This is a genomic window from Roseomonas fluvialis (assembly GCF_022846615.1).
In the GTDB taxonomy this organism is placed as follows: domain Bacteria; phylum Pseudomonadota; class Alphaproteobacteria; order Acetobacterales; family Acetobacteraceae; genus Neoroseomonas; species Neoroseomonas fluvialis.
This window is the reverse complement of the sequence record NZ_AP025637.1, coordinates 5,326,738-5,341,940: the sequence shown is the minus strand read 5'-3', so window position 1 is coordinate 5,341,940 and position 15,203 is coordinate 5,326,738. Positions and strand designations below refer to the sequence as shown.

Annotated in this window: 18 protein-coding genes; 5 read left to right on the top strand and 13 right to left on the bottom strand. The window is 70.0% G+C overall.

Going from position 1 to position 15,203, the window contains the following annotated elements; genetic code table 11:
- Nucleotides 1-26: 26 nt before the first annotated feature.
- On the top strand, nt 27-725 hold the full coding sequence (locus MWM08_RS25615) for an AzlC family ABC transporter permease (RefSeq protein WP_244457295.1): 699 nt from the start codon (nt 27-29) through the stop codon (nt 723-725).
- Nucleotides 712-1,035, top strand: coding sequence for a hypothetical protein (locus MWM08_RS25610; RefSeq protein WP_244457294.1), 324 nt, complete (start codon nt 712-714; stop codon nt 1,033-1,035). The genes MWM08_RS25615 and MWM08_RS25610 overlap by 14 nt, the downstream gene beginning before the upstream one ends.
- Nucleotides 1,036-1,169: 134 nt before the next feature.
- On the opposite strand, the gene MWM08_RS25605 is transcribed toward MWM08_RS25610, so the two are convergent.
- Nucleotides 1,170-1,781 (bottom strand): Maf family protein, encoded by a 612-nt coding sequence (locus MWM08_RS25605; protein WP_244457293.1) that lies wholly within the window; start codon nt 1,779-1,781, stop codon nt 1,170-1,172.
- Entirely contained in the window at nt 1,778-2,680 is a 903-nt protein-coding gene (locus tag MWM08_RS25600) for a pyruvate, water dikinase regulatory protein (RefSeq protein ID WP_244457292.1), read from the bottom strand. Before MWM08_RS25600 ends, MWM08_RS25605 begins: the two co-directional genes overlap by 4 nt.
- A 297-nt stretch (nt 2,681-2,977) precedes the next feature.
- On the opposite strand from MWM08_RS25600, the gene hemE reads away from it, so the two are divergent.
- Nucleotides 2,978-4,036 carry a uroporphyrinogen decarboxylase gene (gene hemE, locus MWM08_RS25595; RefSeq protein WP_244457291.1) on the top strand — a complete coding sequence of 353 codons (1,059 nt, stop codon included), beginning with the start codon at nt 2,978-2,980 and terminating at the stop codon, nt 4,034-4,036.
- Nucleotides 4,037-4,074: 38 nt separating this feature from the next.
- Here the strand turns inward: hemE and MWM08_RS25590 are convergent, their stop codons facing one another.
- From MWM08_RS25590 to MWM08_RS25575, 4 genes are read right to left on the bottom strand one after another with little or no spacing between them, the layout of a single operon-like run.
- Nucleotides 4,075-4,320: a hypothetical protein gene (locus MWM08_RS25590; RefSeq protein ID WP_244457290.1), complete on the bottom strand. Its 246-nt coding sequence runs from the start codon at nt 4,318-4,320 to the stop codon at nt 4,075-4,077.
- Nucleotides 4,317-5,024: a DNA polymerase III subunit epsilon gene (gene dnaQ / locus MWM08_RS25585; protein ID WP_244457289.1), complete on the bottom strand. Its 708-nt coding sequence runs from the start codon at nt 5,022-5,024 to the stop codon at nt 4,317-4,319. The genes MWM08_RS25590 and dnaQ overlap by 4 nt, the downstream gene beginning before the upstream one ends.
- Before the next feature lie 45 nt (nt 5,025-5,069).
- Nucleotides 5,070-5,690, bottom strand: coding sequence for a dephospho-CoA kinase (gene coaE / locus MWM08_RS25580; RefSeq protein WP_244457288.1), 621 nt, complete (start codon nt 5,688-5,690; stop codon nt 5,070-5,072).
- Nucleotides 5,687-6,526: a shikimate dehydrogenase gene (locus MWM08_RS25575; RefSeq protein ID WP_244457287.1), complete on the bottom strand. Its 840-nt coding sequence runs from the start codon at nt 6,524-6,526 to the stop codon at nt 5,687-5,689. Before MWM08_RS25575 ends, coaE begins: the two co-directional genes overlap by 4 nt.
- Before the next feature lie 113 nt (nt 6,527-6,639).
- Between MWM08_RS25575 and MWM08_RS25570 the strand changes: the two genes are divergently transcribed.
- Nucleotides 6,640-6,978: a hypothetical protein gene (locus MWM08_RS25570; protein WP_244457286.1), complete on the top strand. Its 339-nt coding sequence runs from the start codon at nt 6,640-6,642 to the stop codon at nt 6,976-6,978.
- Between the two features lie 82 nt (nt 6,979-7,060).
- Here MWM08_RS25570 and MWM08_RS25565 read toward each other — a convergent pair whose 3' ends face one another.
- Nucleotides 7,061-8,311: an MFS transporter gene (locus MWM08_RS25565; RefSeq protein ID WP_244457285.1), complete on the bottom strand. Its 1,251-nt coding sequence runs from the start codon at nt 8,309-8,311 to the stop codon at nt 7,061-7,063.
- Between the two features lie 60 nt (nt 8,312-8,371).
- Here MWM08_RS25565 and MWM08_RS25560 point away from each other — a divergent pair, with 60 nt between their 5' ends.
- Nucleotides 8,372-9,208 carry a helix-turn-helix domain-containing protein gene (locus MWM08_RS25560; RefSeq protein ID WP_244457284.1) on the top strand — a complete coding sequence of 279 codons (837 nt, stop codon included), beginning with the start codon at nt 8,372-8,374 and terminating at the stop codon, nt 9,206-9,208.
- On the opposite strand, the gene MWM08_RS25555 is transcribed toward MWM08_RS25560, so the two are convergent.
- From MWM08_RS25555 to MWM08_RS25530, 6 genes are all read right to left on the bottom strand, one after another.
- Nucleotides 9,172-9,753: a class I SAM-dependent methyltransferase gene (locus MWM08_RS25555; protein ID WP_244457283.1), complete on the bottom strand. Its 582-nt coding sequence runs from the start codon at nt 9,751-9,753 to the stop codon at nt 9,172-9,174. The genes MWM08_RS25560 and MWM08_RS25555 overlap by 37 nt on opposite strands.
- Nucleotides 9,754-9,772: 19 nt before the next feature.
- Nucleotides 9,773-10,633, bottom strand: a complete 861-nt coding sequence (locus tag MWM08_RS25550) for an FkbM family methyltransferase (RefSeq protein ID WP_244457282.1) — start codon at nt 10,631-10,633, stop codon at nt 9,773-9,775.
- 79 nt (nt 10,634-10,712) lie between these two features.
- Nucleotides 10,713-11,207 carry a deaminase gene (locus MWM08_RS25545; RefSeq protein ID WP_244457281.1) on the bottom strand — a complete coding sequence of 165 codons (495 nt, stop codon included), beginning with the start codon at nt 11,205-11,207 and terminating at the stop codon, nt 10,713-10,715.
- A gap of 13 nt (nt 11,208-11,220) precedes the next feature.
- Nucleotides 11,221-12,912, bottom strand: a complete 1,692-nt coding sequence (locus tag MWM08_RS25540; RefSeq protein ID WP_244457280.1) for an ABC transporter permease subunit — start codon at nt 12,910-12,912, stop codon at nt 11,221-11,223.
- A gap of 139 nt (nt 12,913-13,051) precedes the next feature.
- Complete coding sequence (locus MWM08_RS25535) at nt 13,052-14,089, bottom strand: extracellular solute-binding protein (RefSeq protein ID WP_244457279.1); 1,038 nt, start codon at nt 14,087-14,089, stop codon at nt 13,052-13,054.
- Complete coding sequence (locus MWM08_RS25530) at nt 14,086-15,141, bottom strand: ABC transporter ATP-binding protein (protein ID WP_244457278.1); 1,056 nt, start codon at nt 15,139-15,141, stop codon at nt 14,086-14,088. The genes MWM08_RS25535 and MWM08_RS25530 overlap by 4 nt, the downstream gene beginning before the upstream one ends.
- Between the last annotated feature and the right edge of the window lie 62 nt (nt 15,142-15,203).

Genomic DNA, 15,203 nt, shown 5'->3' with positions numbered 1-15,203 from the left:
CGCCGCGCGCGTGGCAACATGGGGGCGTGCTGCCCTCTGCCCTCCTCCCCGGTTTGCGCGAAGCGCTTGGCGCGCCGGGCGTCGCGATGGCGGCGACCTTCCTGGCCTTCGGCGCGGCGGTACAGGAAGCGGGGCTTTCGCCCGGCTGGGCGCTGCTCGCCTGCTGGGGAATCTATGGCATGCCGGGGCAGCTTGTGCTGGTGCAGGCGGCAGCGGGGGGATGGGCCGGCGGGGTCGGGGTTGCGGTGCTGGGGGCGGTCGCGGTGAATGCGCGCTTCCTGCCCATGGCGGTGTCGATCACGCCGGTGCTTGCAGCGCGCGATCGCTGGCGATTGCTGCCGGCAGTACCGTTCATTGCCGTCACGCCCTGGGCGGCGGCGATGCGGGCCTTGCCGGCAGTGGATCGGCCCGACCGCGTTGCCTGGTTCCTGGGCTTCGGGCTGACATCCTGGGTGGTGGCAGGATTTGCCGCGCTGGGCGGATTCTTCGTGGCCGGCGGGCTCGGTCCTGACGCACGAGCAGCATTGCTGTTCGTGAACCCGCTCTACTATGCGCTGTTGTTGGCGACGGATCTCGATCGCCCCGCGCCGCGGCGCGCGATCCTGTGCGGGGTGGCGGCGGCTTCTGTTGCGCTGGTGCTGCCGGCCGCGGTCGCGCTGCTGGCGGCGGGGCTGGTGGGTGGCACGGTGGCCTTCCTGCTGGGGCGGCGCCATGGCGCCCCCTGATCTGGCACTGGTCCTGACCGCCGCGGCCTGCCTGGGATTGCGCTTGGCGGGGGTGTGGCTGGCGGGCGGACTGACCACGGACCATCCGGCGATCGCCTGGGCGACGGCAGTGGCGCAGGCGACACTCGCGGCCTTCGTGGCACTCGCCATTGTGGCGCCTGCCGGTGCGTTGGCCGAGGTGCCGCTGGCGGCGCGGATGGCGGGGCTCAGCGTTGGCGTGGCCGCCTGCCTCGCGATACGACGGCGGTTATTGCCCGCGCTCCTGGCCGGGCTGGTGGCGATGCTCGTTGTACGGGCGGTGATCGCGTAGCGGTCATTGGACCAACGCCCCGGGCGCCTGACGCGTGCCAGACCCCCGAATGATTGCTGCGGATGATCCCGCAAAGCCAAGGGTTTGCGCCAGGCATCAGTAGTGTGGAAACGCCACTAGGCGCGTCGTTGATATCAGTCGGGCAGCACCCCGTGCTGGCGCAGGAAGCCGAGCAATTCCATCAGCGGCAGGCCCAGGATGGCAGCCTGGTCTCCCTGGATGCGCGCAAACAACTGCACCCCTGGGCCTTCGAGCCGATAGGCCCCGACCGAACCCAGCACGCGATCCCCCTCGGCCGTCAGATACGCGTCGAGGAAGGCATCGCTGAACTGCCGCATCGTCATGCGCGGCCTTGCCAGGTGCTGCCACACCCGCGCGCCATGGCGGTGGCAGACCACTGCGGTCACCAAATCATGCGTCCGGCCACGCAATTCCAGCAACTGCGTGCGGGCGGCGGAAATATCCGGCGGCTTGTCGTACCAGCGGCCGTCGCAGACCAGCAGCTGGTCGCAGCCAATGACCAGGGCCTCGGGGTCGCGCCGCGCGATCCGTTCGGCCTTCGCATCGGCCAGCATCATCGCGGTATCGGCGGCGGGGATGTCCTCCGCCTGGGCAGCCTGCTTGATGGCGGCCTCGTCAACGGCGGCGGGCAGCGCTTCGAAGCGCAGACCGGCGGCATCCAGCAGTGCGCGCCGGGCCATCGACGCCGATGCCAATACCAGCCGGGGCATGTCCGCCTGCATCATGCGCGCGGGCTGCCCACACCAATCACGCCGGCGGCGGGGTCGTCGGGCGGCGGTGGCGCCGCCGCATCCTTGCGGCGCGCGTGCCAGGCTTCCATCAGCTGCAGCACGGTGGCGGCGGTTTCCTCGATGCTGCGGCGGGTCACGTCGATCACCGGCCAGCCGCGGGCTGTGCATAGACGCCGGGCGGCGACGATCTCGGCCTTCACCGCCTCGGGGTCGATGTAGTCGGTGGCATCCTGCCGCACCCCGCCCGCACCGATGATCTTGAGGCGATGGCGGCGGATGTCGATCAGGGCATTCACCTCGATGTGCAGGCCGACCACCGGACAGGGCGGGTTCTCCAGCGCATCCGGCACGGCCGCGCCGGGCACCAGCGGCACGTTGGCCGCCTTGATGCCGCGGTTCGCGAGGTAGAAGCAGGTCGGTGTCTTGCTGCTGCGCGACACACCGACCAGCACCACATCGGCATTGCGGATGCCGAGCGTGCCCTGCCCATCATCGTGGCTCAGCACGTAGTGCATGGCATCGATGCGGCGGAAGTAGTCGGCATCCATGACGTGCTGCGCGGCGCGCTTTTCCTTGGCCCGGGCACCGAGTGCGCCCTGCAGCAGGTCCATCACCGGATCGAGCGGCGAAAAGCAGGGCAGGCCTAGCCGGCCGCAATGTTCCTCGAGCGCCAGGCGCAGGCTAGAATCGACCAGGGTGTAGAGCACCGGGCCAGGCTCGTGCTCCATGCCCTCGAGCACACGGTCGAGCTGCAGGCGGGACCGCACCAGGGACCATCGGTGATGGATGACGTGATGGTCGTCGAACCGCGCGAGCGTGGCGCGGGCGATCGAGTTCAGCGTCTCCCCGGTGGAGTCCGAGACAAGATGGAGGTTGATCTGGCGGTGGATCATCGTGGGGACAGTAGCGCGCTTCGCTGTGGATGGCGGGGACGGAATCATGCCGGGGGGCCGCGCCGGGGGATATCGTGATTCGTCGTACCACGCCGGTCCGGCCTGTATGGACCGGACCCTGTGCCTGGGGATGATGTGGACAGGTCGCACAAGCCCTGCTCGGCGCTGGCCTAGCCATGCCAGGCCGGGGTGGACAGCCGGTGCTCCAGCCTGGGGATGGGCTGCATCCCCGTCATCCACACCCCCAACTGCCTTCACACCCTTCCTTAAACTCTGATTCCCTGCGAAGGGTTGGGCATGGACAGTGAACGCCCGACCATCCCGGCCAAGCCCCTTCTGCGCGCCCTGGGCGGCGAAGCGGTATGGCCGCCGCCTGCCTGGCTGATGCGCCAGGCAGGGCGGTACCTCCCGGAATACCGCGAACTCCGGGCGCAGGCCGGGGATTTCATCAGCCTCTGCACGACCCCGCCGCTGGCGGCCGAGGTCACGCTGCAACCGATCCGGCGCTACGGCATGGAAGCGGCGATCCTGTTCTCCGACATCCTGATGATCCCGTGGGCACTCGGCCAGCCGCTGCGTTTCGCGGAGGGCGAGGGGCCGTTGCTCGAACCCCTGCGCACGCCGGAATCGATCGCCGCGCTCGACCCATCCGTGGTGGTGGCGCGCGCTGCCCCGGTATTCGAGACGGTTGCGCGGGTACGCGAAGGATTGGCCACCGAGGCGCCGCGCACCACGCTGATCGGCTTCGCCGGCGGTTGCTTCACGGTCGCCTGCTACATGCTGGAAGGCAAGGGCAGCAAGGAATTCCCGGTCGCGCGGAGCCTCGCCTACCAGGACCCAGCGCTGTTCGGACGGTTGATCCGCACGCTGCAGGACGCCACGGTGGAATACCTGGTGGCGCAGGTGGAAGCCGGCGCCGAGGCGCTGATGATCTTCGATTCCTGGGCCGGCATGTTGTCGCCCGGCCAGTTCCGGCGATGGGTGATCGAACCCACCGCGGCGATCACGCGGGCGCTGCGCAAGCGCTGCCCTGGCGTGCCGCTGATCGGTTTCCCGCGCCTCGCCGGACCGCTGCTGACCGACTACGCCGCACGGGCCGGGGTGGATGCAACGGCGATCGACACCTCGATGGATCCGCGCTGGGCGGCGCAGGCAGTGCCCGCCACCATGGCGCTGCAGGGCAACCTTGATCCGCTGGCGTTGGTGGCGGGCGGGGCCGCGCTGGAAGCCGAGGCACGATCGATCCTGGGAGCGATGCGCGGACGGCCGTACATCTTCAATCTGGGCCACGGGATCGTGCCGCAGACGCCGCCAGAGCATGTCACGCAGCTGATGCGGATCCTGCGGTCTGCCTGACGATCTCGGCGGCGGCTTCCGCTGGAATCTTCACCCGGTCAGGCGGGTCCGTCTGACTGGGGCATGCGGCGGTGAACATGGCGGTTCCAGCTTGCCCCCAACACCCCACCCAGGACGGCGCCCGCGACCGCGCCAGCCGGCCCCGCCACGAAGATGGCGCCCATCGCGAAGGCACCTTCCGCCTGGCTGACACGGGCGAGTTCGCCATAAAGGAGAACGGCCGCTGCGGTGCCGACCCAGCCCAGCACCAGACCGAGCATGATGCCGAGCAGGATGCGAATCACGGAACCCGCGGCGTTTCGGCGAAGGGCTGTTTGAGCCACGCCGCATCCTTGACCTTGGTCTGCAGGAAGGCCGTGTGCGCCGCGACTTGCGCCTCGGTCGGCTCGATCGGGTGCGGGGTCCATGCGATGGCGTCCTGGACCGCGATCACCTGGCGTTGGCTCGCCAGCGCTGCCGCCAGGTCGAAACCCGGCTGCTTGCCACCCATCAGTTCGAGGTAGACCTCGGCCAGGAGGCGGCAGTCCAGGATCGCGTTGTGGGCAGTGCGCATGGAGTTGTCGATGCCCAGACGCCGGCACAGGGCGTCGAGGCTGTTGGGCATCCCCGGATAGCGTTGCTTGGCCAAGGCCAAGCTGTCGATCATGCGGCTGCGGTCGAGCGGCGGCGCCCCGCCGCGGCGGAATTCGGCATCGAGGAAGCCGAAATCGAAAGGCGCGTTGTGGGCGATGATCGGAGAATCGCCCAGGAACGCGACCAATTCCGCGATGATCTCGGGGAAGCGGGGCTTGCCCGCCAAATCTCCATTGGTGAAGCCATGGATGCGCGTGGCCTCGGCCGGGATGTCGCGCTGCGGATCTACAAGGCGATGGAACACCGCCCCGGTCGGCAGCAGGTTCACCAGCTCGACAGCCGCAACCTCGATGATGCGGTCCCCTTGCAGGGGATCGAGCCCTGTCGTCTCAGTATCGAGGATAATCTGCCGCATTCATCCGACCTACCAGGGTTCGGCGCGAAGCCAAAATCCCCGCGATCAAAGGGCCCGTCGGCCCCTTGATCGCGGGGCAGAGCCCCGCATCCGCTTGATCATCCGCCGCACTGCCGCCTGTGCGAAGAACCTGCTCAGCCCCGTGCGCACCACATGATCCGCGCGCCGTCTTTTCTCGGCGTCCGGCATCTGCCGCGCATGGATGGCCGCGAAGCGTTCCGCTGTCATGCCGGGCCGGCGCATCACGCGGGCGCGCTGCACTGCCGCAGGGGCCGAGACCACCACCACCTGATCCACCCGTCCCTGCCCGCCATTCTCGAACAGCAGCGGCACGTCGAGAGCCACGATGCGGGCCCCGCTGCGGCGGGCCTGCGCGAGGAAGCGCCGTTCCTCGTCCCGCACCAACGGCCAAACGATGCGTTCCAGGCGCCGCAGTGCATCGGTGTTGCCGATCACGGCACGGCGCAGCGCCTCGCGGTCGACGCGCCCGTCACGCACGGTGCCGGGAAAGGCAGCGGCGATCGGCACCACCGCGCGGCCGCCTTTCGACTGCAGCCTGTGCACCGCGGCATCTGCATCGAAGACCGGTACGCCCAGCCGCCGCAGCGTGGCCGTGGCGGTGGATTTGCCCATGCCGATACCGCCGGTCAGGCCGAGTACGATCATCGCGCTGGAATATCCGCGGCGACCACGGCGCGCAGCGCTGCGTCGACGGCAGGCGCGACGCCGAACCAAGCTTCGAAGCCCGGGCGGGCCTGGTGCAACAGCATGCCGAGGCCATCCACGGCCTGCAGGCCGCGGGCACGGGCCGCGGCCAATAGGGGAGTCTCAAGCGGGACATAGACGATATCGGCGACCACCGCGGTAGCGGGCAGTGAAGCCGGGTCGATGGCAAGCACCGGCTGGCCCGGCATGCCGAGCGAGGTCGTGTTCACCAGCAAGGCGGCATCGGCCAGCGGCGGTGCGTCGGCAATGGTGATCGGTCCGCCGAGATCCTGGGCCAGGGCCTCGGCCCGCACGCGCGATCGGTTCACCAGCGTGACGCGCGGGCAGCCGGCGTCGACCAGTGCAGCAGCGATGGCGCGGGCTGCCCCGCCGGCACCCATTAGTACGGCAGGGCCAGCGGTGGGCTGCCAGCCCGGTGCACCGGCGCGCACGCTCTCCAGGAAGCCGAAGCCGTCGGTGTTGGAACCCTCGATGCGTCCGTCGCGGAAGACCAGGGTATTCACCGCACCGGCACGGCGGGCGGTGGCGTCCACAACGTCACAGACGCCGAAGGCGGCCTGTTTGTGGGGAATGGTGACGTTGGCCCCTTGAAAGCCAAGGTCGGCCAGCGCCCTCACCGCCCCTTCGAAACGGTCGGGACGTACCGGCAAGGGCAGGTAGGCGCCATCGATACCAAGGGTCGCAAGCCAATGGCCGTGCAGGCGGGGCGAACGGGAATGCGAGACGGGCCAGCCGAGAACCCCGGCAAGGCGAGCGTGACCGGTGAGAAGGCGCATCAGCACAGCAAGCCCGGCCGTCGCTTTTCCTGCAAGAGGGAGGGCCGCGGATCTGCTCCGCAGCGGCAGGCGCCGGGTTTGCAAACCGGCAACAGGCGATCCATCTGCGAGGCATGTCGTCTCAAACGGATGAGGGTGCCAGCGTCGCGCGGGTCGGCTTCGATGCCGTGGTCATCCTGTCGCAGGATCTGTTGCAAGCGCATCGGCTGGAGGGCCGCGGTCAGGCCGCCGAGACTGCCGCGCGCCTGGCGGTCCAGCGCCTACCCGGCGCGGCGATGGTGCGTGTGCAGTGGCGTGGGCCGCAGCCTGGCGCGCCGGAACCGCAGCTCGTGACGATCTTTCCGCTGGGCAGCGCCGGGCCCGCGGCTGGGGCTGCCTGGCATGCGCTGCAACAGGTCGCGGCCGGAGTTGTGCGGGAGGCCTTGGACCGCCTCGCAGCCAGCCCAGGATAAGGCGGAGCGCCCTATCCGCTGGACACCCCTGGTCGGGCGAAGATACCGGTGACAGTAAGGCGAACCGAGGCGGTTCCGGCGACTACTCGGCAGCAACCACGCCGGGGCGGGTCGTGGGCGCGAATTCTGGGGCGTTGGCCCAGAGTTCCGGCTTCAGTTCCTCCGGCCGGTCGGGGAAGGCGAAGGCGCAGACCAGCGTGACCATGGCAAAGCCGCCCAATACCAGCATCGCCACCGCCAAGGATCCGGTCGCCTCGTGCAGGAAGCCGACCAGCGGAGAAGCGACCGCTGCCCCCAGGAACCCGACGGTAAAGCGGATCGAATACAGCTTCGCGCGCAACTGCGGCGCGACATAGCGGGCCGTCATGGTCTCGTTCACCGTGACCTGGCCGAAGACGCAGGCGGCGACGAGGCCGGCGACCGGCAGCACAAGCCAGCCATCCAGGAAGGACAGGGCGAACAACCCCGGCACCACCGCGATACCGAGCGGCATGAACACGCGCTTCAGCGTGGTGCGGTCGATGATGTGCCCCACCGTGTATTGCGTGAGACCGCCGCAGATCGTGGCCAGGAAGGCCAGCAGGCCGACCACCGGCAGCAGGTCCGGGCTATTGGCCAGGCGTTCCTGCATAAGCTTCGGGATCAGCAACGTATAGGCGTTGAACACCAGCCCCGACACGGCGGCGATGGACATCAGGATCAGCACGGCGCGGCGCACCACGCTGCGGGGGATCTCGGGGAAGGGGCGCGCGCCGCCGCCGGCCTTGACCGCGTCGAATTCCGGTTCGCGCATGTACAGCAGGCCAACCGCGAAGCACGCGATGCCCGGGATGATGAAGGCCCAGCGCCAGCCCAGCGCAGCAGCAACGAAGGCGGTGACAACCGGCGCTGTCGCGACGCCGATATTGCCGAAGACGCCATTGATGCCCATGGCGCGGCCGACGCGTTCGCCCGCTGCCTCGACCAGCACGGCGGTGCCGATCGGGTGGTAGATGGCGGCGAAGCAACCCATCAGACCCAGCGCGATGCCGATGGTCGCCGGACTGTCCATGAGACCGGCCACCCCCATGAAGAACCCGGTGCCGAGAAAGAAGGCCGTCATCAGCGCGCGGCGGCCAAGCCGGTCCGCGAGCCAGCCCATGGGCAGGGCGCCGAGGCCATAGGTCACGAACATCGCCGTACCGAGGGCGAGGATCGGACCGTAGTCGGCGCCGAAGGTCTCGCGGTCCTGCGTGACCATGGCGAGCACGGCGGTCGCCAGGATCAGCAGGCAGTAATGGGTGAAGGTATGGGCGGCGTTGATGAACACCACCTGGCGCTGGGCCGCGGTCATGGCTGGTCCTCGAATGCCGGGACTTCCGCCCGGGTATGGCCGCAGGCTACGCTCGGCCGCATGGCGACGTCAGGCCAAATCCTGTCGGCAGACGGCCAGGCGCCGCGGCGCGACATTCCCCAGGACCGGGTGGACCGCCCGCTGGCCGCCTTCGCACGCGATTACGCGGAGGGCGAGGCGGTGCCGCGCCACAGCCACGACCGCGCGCAGCTGCTGTACGCCACCGCCGGCATCATGCGCGTGACGACGGATGCCGCGCGCTTCACCGTGCCGCCGGCGCGCGCGCTGTGGATCCCGGCCGGACTGCCGCATGCTGTGGCGATGCCCCGCGGCCTGGCGATGCGCGCGCTGTTCCTTCGCGCGGATGCGGCAGCGGCTGGGCCGGCGCATCCCGCGGTGCTGTCCGTCGCGCCCCTGCTGCGCGAACTGATCCTGGCCGCCTGCGCCGAGCCGCTGGAATGGGACGAGAAGGGTCGCGGCGGCCACTTGGCCGCGCTGATCCTGGAGGAGATCGCCCGCGCGCCGACGCTGCCCCTGGCGGTGCCACAGCCCCGCGATGCGCGGCTGCTGCGCCTGGCGGCCGCGCTGGCGCTGCAGCCCGACAGCGCGCTGACGCTGGATGACTGGGCAGTCCGGACCGGCGCGAGCCCGCGCACGCTGCGCCGGCTGTTCCGCGCCGAGACCGGCATGGGATTCGCCCGTTGGCGCCAGGCGCTCCGCCTGACCGAGGCGGCGGCGCTGCTGGCGAACGGCATGGCGCCGGCGCAGGCCGCCGCCGCGGTCGGGTATGCCAGCGCGCCGGCCTTCGGAGCGGCCTATCGTGCGGCCTTCGGCGTCACGCCAGGCGCCGGGCGCCAGGGTCAGCCGGCGACACTGGCCGTGGCCCAGAGCGCGTAGGCGTCATCGCGCACGACCCGCACGGCATCGAAGCGCGCGGCGACCAGCGCGGCTTCCAGCGTGCGCGCGGTGAAGCCGGTGCGGTGCCCCATGAAGTGATTGCCCGCCGCGATCGCCGCGCCATGGCCGTAGAGCATGTCGAGCGGCGCGATCGGCCCGGCAGGAGAGACATAGGCGGGTTCGGCGAGACGGTCCTGCGCCACCAGCTCCGCCGCGCGCTGCAGATCGGGCAGGGTGATCAGCGCGAAGCCGCCGGGGCGCAGCACGCGGCGGAATTCGCGCAGCGCGAGCGGCACCTCGTGTGCGAACAGGTGCTCGAGGTTGTGGGCGGACCAGACGGCATCGAAGGAGGCCGTCTCGACCATCGCCATATCGGTGATGGAGGCGACGATGTCCGGCGCAACACCGGGATCAAGGTCGAGCCGCACCTCGCGCCATTCGCCGGGCGCGAAGAAGGCGGGGGGCAGCTTGCGCGGGTCGGGCATGCCGCAGCCGACATGCAGAAGGCTGCGCAATGTCGGCGGGGCCTCGGCGGTCAGGGTCATGGGGCGTCTTGCCTCCGTGTCAGGCCGCGCGGGGCAGCGGGGATTGCAGGCCGGCGAGGTAGGCCGTGGCATGGGCGGTGCCGCGGCGACGGTCATGTTCCGCGACGAGGCGAAACGCGATGTCATAGGCGGCGTAGCAATCGTGCAGGATCGCCGCCATCGCCATCAGCTGCCGGTCAGTCAGCGCCTCGGGCCGCGCAAAGTCTCGGATGAAGATGGCATCCGCCCAGACCAGCTGGCCGAGCCCGGCGTAAGGGTCGGCATTCACCATCATGGGCTGGACGGCGCGACTGACGGCGGGAAAGAAGCGGTGCAGCACGAAGCCGCGTTCGCGCAGGAAGATGTCCATGTCGCTGAACAGCGGCTGGCCCTTGTAGAGCGGCAAGAATTCGACCTCGGCTTGGATCACGACCACGTCGCGCAGCCGGGCTTCGGCATGGCGTAGTACCATCAGCTCCGCACCCTGGATGTCGAGCTTGAGCAGATCGGCTCCGGCGGTCTCGGGCACATCGTCGAGGCGTACGGTGTCGACCGGTTCGGTGGACAGGACCCGGCCCCAGTCGGGAAAGCCGTGGAACAGGCCGAGCACGGCCGGGTCCGGTTCCAGCAGCGAGGTCATGCCCGGGGCCTGGCAGATATGTAGGGCGTGGCGCCGGCCGTCGCCTACGGCGTGCGGGAAATAGCGTTCGTAGGGGCCCTTGCGGGTGTTCAACAGGTCCAGCGCCGCGGCGTTGGGTTCGAAGCCGACCACCTCGGCGTCGCCGGCGCGCAGCATGGCGGCATAGGGCGGGTCGGCATCGATCGGGTTGGCGCCGATGTCGATGACCTTCACGCGCGGGCTGTCGCCGCCGGTCAGGGCACGGAAGGTCCGGTCGGACATGCACGCTGCCTCCTGCAGCGGGCGCATCCTAACCGGGCGGGGTTTCGGATTCGTTCACGCAGCGCCTTGATGGCGGTGCCTATGCCGCGCCGGTCGTCCAATACCCCTGATGCGGGATGGCTGCCTCGTCTTCCAGGCAAGGCCCGACGACCTCGACGTGTTCGGCAGCTGTCTCCAGCACTGCCCGGCAGGACAGTGCCAGCCCCGCCGTATGCGCCTGCGCGTTGCGCAGATGCAGGATGGCCTGCGCCGAGAGCCCGTACACCACGCGCCCGATTCCGGCGTAGAAGGCGGCGGCCGCGCACATCGCGCAGGGTTCGCCGGAGGAATACATGGTGCCGGCGCGCAGCACGCGACGCGGCACGCCGGCGGCAAGTACGGAACCAAGCGCGTTCATCTCGGAATGCGCCAGCGTGCCCGCGCCCGACGCGCCCTGCATCGACCCGGCCTCCGCCAGCACGGCGCCATCGGCGCCGGCGATGACGGCCGCGAAGGGGCGGTCGCCGCGGGCGCGCGCCTCGGCCGCCAGGGAGATGGCACGGCGGAGCAGCGTGGCGTCGGTGTCGGTCAGCATGGCGCGCATCCTGTCATCGCCGCCAGACCCGATCCAGCGGCACCAGGCGGTGCATCAGCAGCAACAGCGCGACCGTGAGCAGGATGAAGGCGGTGGAGATGGCGTTGATGGTGTTCTCGAGGCTGAACGACGCCTCGGCATAGAGGCGCACCGGCAGCGTCTGTAGCCGTGCGGTGGTGAGGAAGGCAGTGACGGTGACCTCCCCGAACGAGATCAGGAAGCCGATCAGGCAGGCCACCGCGATGCCCGGGGCCAGCTGCGGCAACACGATGCGCAGGAACACCCGCCAGGGCGGCGCGCCGAGGCCGCTGGCGGCTTCCTCGAGCCCGCGGTCCAGCGCGGCGACGGACGCGCGCAGCATGGCCAGCATGAAGGGCGCGACCAGCACGACATGCACGGCCAGGATACCGAGGAAGGCCGGCAGCGCGGTGAACCATTGCAGCAGCCGCAGCATGCCCAGCCCGATGGCGATGCCTGGCAATGCCAGCGGCAGCATGAAGAAGGCGGACAGCGCCTCGCGCCCCGGGAAGGTGCCGCGCACCAGGGCGAGTGCTGCCGGCAGCGCGATGGCGAGCGAGACGACGGTGGCGGCGAGGCCGAGCTTCAGGCTGACCCAGGCATCGGCCAGGTAGCGGTCGTTGTCGAGCACCGCCGCATACCACCGCCAGGTGAAGCCGAGCCACTGCGCGACCGTCGCCTGGGGCGAATTGTTGAAGGACGAAACCGCGACGAGCACCAGCGGGAACAGCAGTAGCAGCAGCGCGATGGCCAGTAGGATGCGGGATACCGCTGGGCCGATCGTTTCCAGCAGCGCGACCAGCACGCGCGGCATGGACGGCAGCCGCCGCGGCGGGCGTGCGGCGATCCAGGGCGTAGCGAAGCCAATCGCGCGGCCGATCAGGAAGGTGACGAGCACCGAGGCCGCCAGCATCACCATCGCGAGTGCCGATGCGGCGGGGTAGTTCAGGATCTCCAGCCCCTCCTTCAGCACCACCATGCCGCTGACCATGACCTGGCGCCCGCCCACCAGCGTGGCCGAGACGTAGGCAGTGGACGACAGCAGGAAGACGATGACGACGCCCGCGCGCAGCCCCTGCAGCGACAGCGGCAGCGTCACGCGGAAGAAGGTCACGACCGGCCCGGCGCCGAGGCCCGCGGCGGCTTCCGCCAGCCGCTTCTCCTGCGCCTCCAGCACGTCGTACAGCGCCAGCACCATGTAGGGCAGGAACACCTGCGTCAGCGCGAGGCCGACGGCGAACCAGCCAAACAGCAGGTTGACCCGAGGCAGGCCGAGCAACGCCAGCGCATTCGACACCAGCCCGCCCGGCGCCAGCAGCAGGATGATGCCGAGGCTGCGCACCACCACGTTGGTCAGCAGTGGCACCAGCACGCAGGCGAAGCCGAGCGGCCGCCAGCCAGGCGGCAGGCGCGTCAGCCACAATGCGATGGGGTAGCCCAGGATGGCGGAGGCCAGCGTGACGCAGGCGCCCAGCGCCAAGGTGCGCAGGATGGTGCGCCGGCTGAACGGGTCGGTCGCCAGGTCCAGGTACTGGATGGCGGACGGGTTCAACGAGAGCGGCGCGAACAATTCGCTGCTCTCCTGCACCGAGAGCAGCGCGACCGCGCCGAGCGGAGCGGCGAAGGCTGCCATCAGCCAGAGGAAATACGGGGCGGCGAGCACCGGGCCGGTCGATGCTGCCTTCATGCGTTTCGCAAGCGGCGGGCGCGACCCTTCGGGGCCGCTCGGCACCGCGCGGGAGGCACGATCGCGCCATGACGCCGGGCTGTCGGCGGGCCGTATTCGCGGCCTCGGCGCACCGACCGTGCGCCGCCACAAGGCTGGCTCACCCGGCAATCTCGCGCGTGAAGCGCGACGACCAGCGCGGCTGGTTGCGGATCACGACATCCCAGTCGAAGTCGACCAGCTTGCTGACCGCTTCCTCGCCCATCACCAGCTTGGCGGTGAGGTCTGCAGGCAGGGTCAGGTTGCGGATGGTCGGGCTGTAGTAGATGCGCTCGGCATAGGCGCGCTGGCATTCTGGGGACAGATGCAGGTTGATCCAGGCCTCGGCCAGCGCCTGCTTCTGCGTGCCGACCGTGATGCACGCCACGTTGGTGGCGATGGCCTGGCCCTCGACCGGGTCGGCAATGACGATGTTGGGGTTGCGCGATTCGGCATAGGCGCGGGTAAAGGACCCGAACTCGACGCTGGCCGCGCCGACCTGCTGGTCGAACATGGTGTAGAGCTGGTCCTGGCTGCCCTGGATTGCGGCGAAGGGCTTGAGCGCCGCGATCTGGCGGAAGGCGGGGTCGATGTCGTTCTCGCTGCCGCCCCAGATCTTGGCCGCCATCAGCAGCGCCGCGGTGCCCTGCGCGCCCGGATAGGTCGGCCAGATCACCTTGCCGCGCAGGTCAGGACGCCAGAAATCCTTCCACGACGTCATGGGGGATGCCACGGCGCGGCGGTCGTACACGATCGTCACCGGGTTGAAGGCCACGCCATAGCCGCCGAGTTTCGCGACTGGATACAGGTTCGCGGCATTCGCGACGCGGTCGGTCGGCGCCTGCGTCACGCCATCGCGCACCGCCTGGCGGCTTTCAAAGATGTTCAGGTAGACGATGTCGAAGGACGGGCGGCCGCGTTCTGCATAGGCGCGCGCGCGGCGTTCCGGCGTGCCGCCCAGCACGAAGTTGATCTTCACACCATGCTGCTGTTCCAGCGGCGTGGCGACGAATTCGCGCAGGATGCGTTCCTGCATCCCGCCCCAGACGCCGACCGTCAGTTCATCCCCGCGGCGGATCTGCGCGACGGCGGACCGCACGAAGGCGAAGGGCGCGGCGGCGCCGGCACCGAGCAACAGGCGACGGGTGGTGCTGGTCATGGCGTGTCTCCGAAATCGTCCAGGAAGGTGAGGGCATCGGCGCCGGCAGCCAGCGTGACCGCCGTGCCGGGCGGCAGCGCGGGTTCCGTGGTGGGGCGCAGCACGCGGATGCGCGGGCCGGCATCGAGCATGACCTCGTAGTGGATCTCGTCGCCGAGCCAGGCGGCTTCCGCGATGCGGCCCGGCGCGGCGAGCAGCGTCCCGTCATCCGCTGCCAGGCGCAGGCGCGCCGCGCGCAGCACCAGGTGCGTTGGCCGCGCCGGCGCGTCGGCGGGCGGGGCGATGGCAAGGCCCGGGGCGGCCTGGAACAGGCCATCGGCGAAGCGGCCCGGCAGAACGGTGCGCGCGCCCAGGAAGCCCGCGGTGAAAACATGGCGCGGGCGCTCGGTCAGTTCCTCGGGCGGCGCGCATTCCACGATGCGGCCCTGGTGCATCACGGCAATGCGGTCGGCCAGCGCCAGCGCTTCTTCCTGGTCATGCGTGACGAACAGCGTGGTGATGCCGGTGCGCCGGCGCAGCGCGGCGATTTCCTGCCGCATCTCCACGCGCAGGCCGGCATCGAGGTTGGACAGCGGCTCGTCCAGCAGCAGCAGGGCCGGGCGGATGACCAGCGCGCGCGCGAGTGCCACGCGCTGCTGCTGGCCGCCGGAGAGCTGCGCCGGGTAGCGTGCGGCGAAGGCGGCAAGGCCAACCATGGCCAGCGCCTCGGTGACGCGCGCGTCGCGTTCGGCACGGCCGATGCCCTGCATCTCGAGCCCGAAGGCGACATTGCCTGCCGCGGTCATGTGCGGGAACAGCGCGTAGTTCTGGAACACCATGCCGATATTGCGCTTGTGCGGCGGCGCGCGTTCGATCGCGCGGCCATCCACCACGATGCGCCCGGCGTCGGGGCTGACATAGCCGGCCACCATGCGCAGCGTCGTGGTCTTGCCACAGCCTGAGGGCCCGAGCAGCGCGATGCACTCACCGCGCGCGACATCGAGTTCGAGGCCATCGACCACGGTCTGTGCGCCGTAGCGCTTGGTCAGGCGTTCGAGCAGGAGATGTGTCACGGGAACCGATCGCCGGGGATGCGCATGGATACCAAGAACCATGCCATCAAGGGACCGATCGG

Excerpts from the sequence above, each read along its gene's own strand:
- dnaQ (WP_244457289.1), bottom strand. The coding sequence starts at position 5,024 with ATGCGGCAGATTATCCTCGATACTGAGACGACAGGGCTCGATCCCCTG.
- MWM08_RS25600 (WP_244457292.1), bottom strand. The coding sequence starts at position 2,680 with ATGATCCACCGCCAGATCAACCTCCATCTTGTCTCGGACTCCACCGGG.
- MWM08_RS25560 (WP_244457284.1), top strand. The coding sequence starts at position 8,372 with ATGGCGACGTCAGGCCAAATCCTGTCGGCAGACGGCCAGGCGCCGCGG.
- MWM08_RS25565 (WP_244457285.1), bottom strand. The coding sequence starts at position 8,311 with ATGACCGCGGCCCAGCGCCAGGTGGTGTTCATCAACGCCGCCCATACC.
- MWM08_RS25550 (WP_244457282.1), bottom strand. The coding sequence starts at position 10,633 with ATGTCCGACCGGACCTTCCGTGCCCTGACCGGCGGCGACAGCCCGCGC.
- coaE (WP_244457288.1), bottom strand. The coding sequence starts at position 5,690 with ATGATCGTACTCGGCCTGACCGGCGGTATCGGCATGGGCAAATCCACC.
- MWM08_RS25610 (WP_244457294.1), top strand. The coding sequence starts at position 712 with ATGGCGCCCCCTGATCTGGCACTGGTCCTGACCGCCGCGGCCTGCCTG.
- MWM08_RS25555 (WP_244457283.1), bottom strand. The coding sequence starts at position 9,753 with ATGACCCTGACCGCCGAGGCCCCGCCGACATTGCGCAGCCTTCTGCAT.
- MWM08_RS25540 (WP_244457280.1), bottom strand. The coding sequence starts at position 12,912 with ATGAAGGCAGCATCGACCGGCCCGGTGCTCGCCGCCCCGTATTTCCTC.
- MWM08_RS25605 (WP_244457293.1), bottom strand. The coding sequence starts at position 1,781 with ATGATGCAGGCGGACATGCCCCGGCTGGTATTGGCATCGGCGTCGATG.
- MWM08_RS25570 (WP_244457286.1), top strand. The coding sequence starts at position 6,640 with ATGTCGTCTCAAACGGATGAGGGTGCCAGCGTCGCGCGGGTCGGCTTC.
- hemE (WP_244457291.1), top strand. The coding sequence starts at position 2,978 with ATGGACAGTGAACGCCCGACCATCCCGGCCAAGCCCCTTCTGCGCGCC.
- MWM08_RS25545 (WP_244457281.1), bottom strand. The coding sequence starts at position 11,207 with ATGCTGACCGACACCGACGCCACGCTGCTCCGCCGTGCCATCTCCCTG.
- MWM08_RS25575 (WP_244457287.1), bottom strand. The coding sequence starts at position 6,526 with ATGCGCCTTCTCACCGGTCACGCTCGCCTTGCCGGGGTTCTCGGCTGG.
- MWM08_RS25535 (WP_244457279.1), bottom strand. The coding sequence starts at position 14,089 with ATGACCAGCACCACCCGTCGCCTGTTGCTCGGTGCCGGCGCCGCCGCG.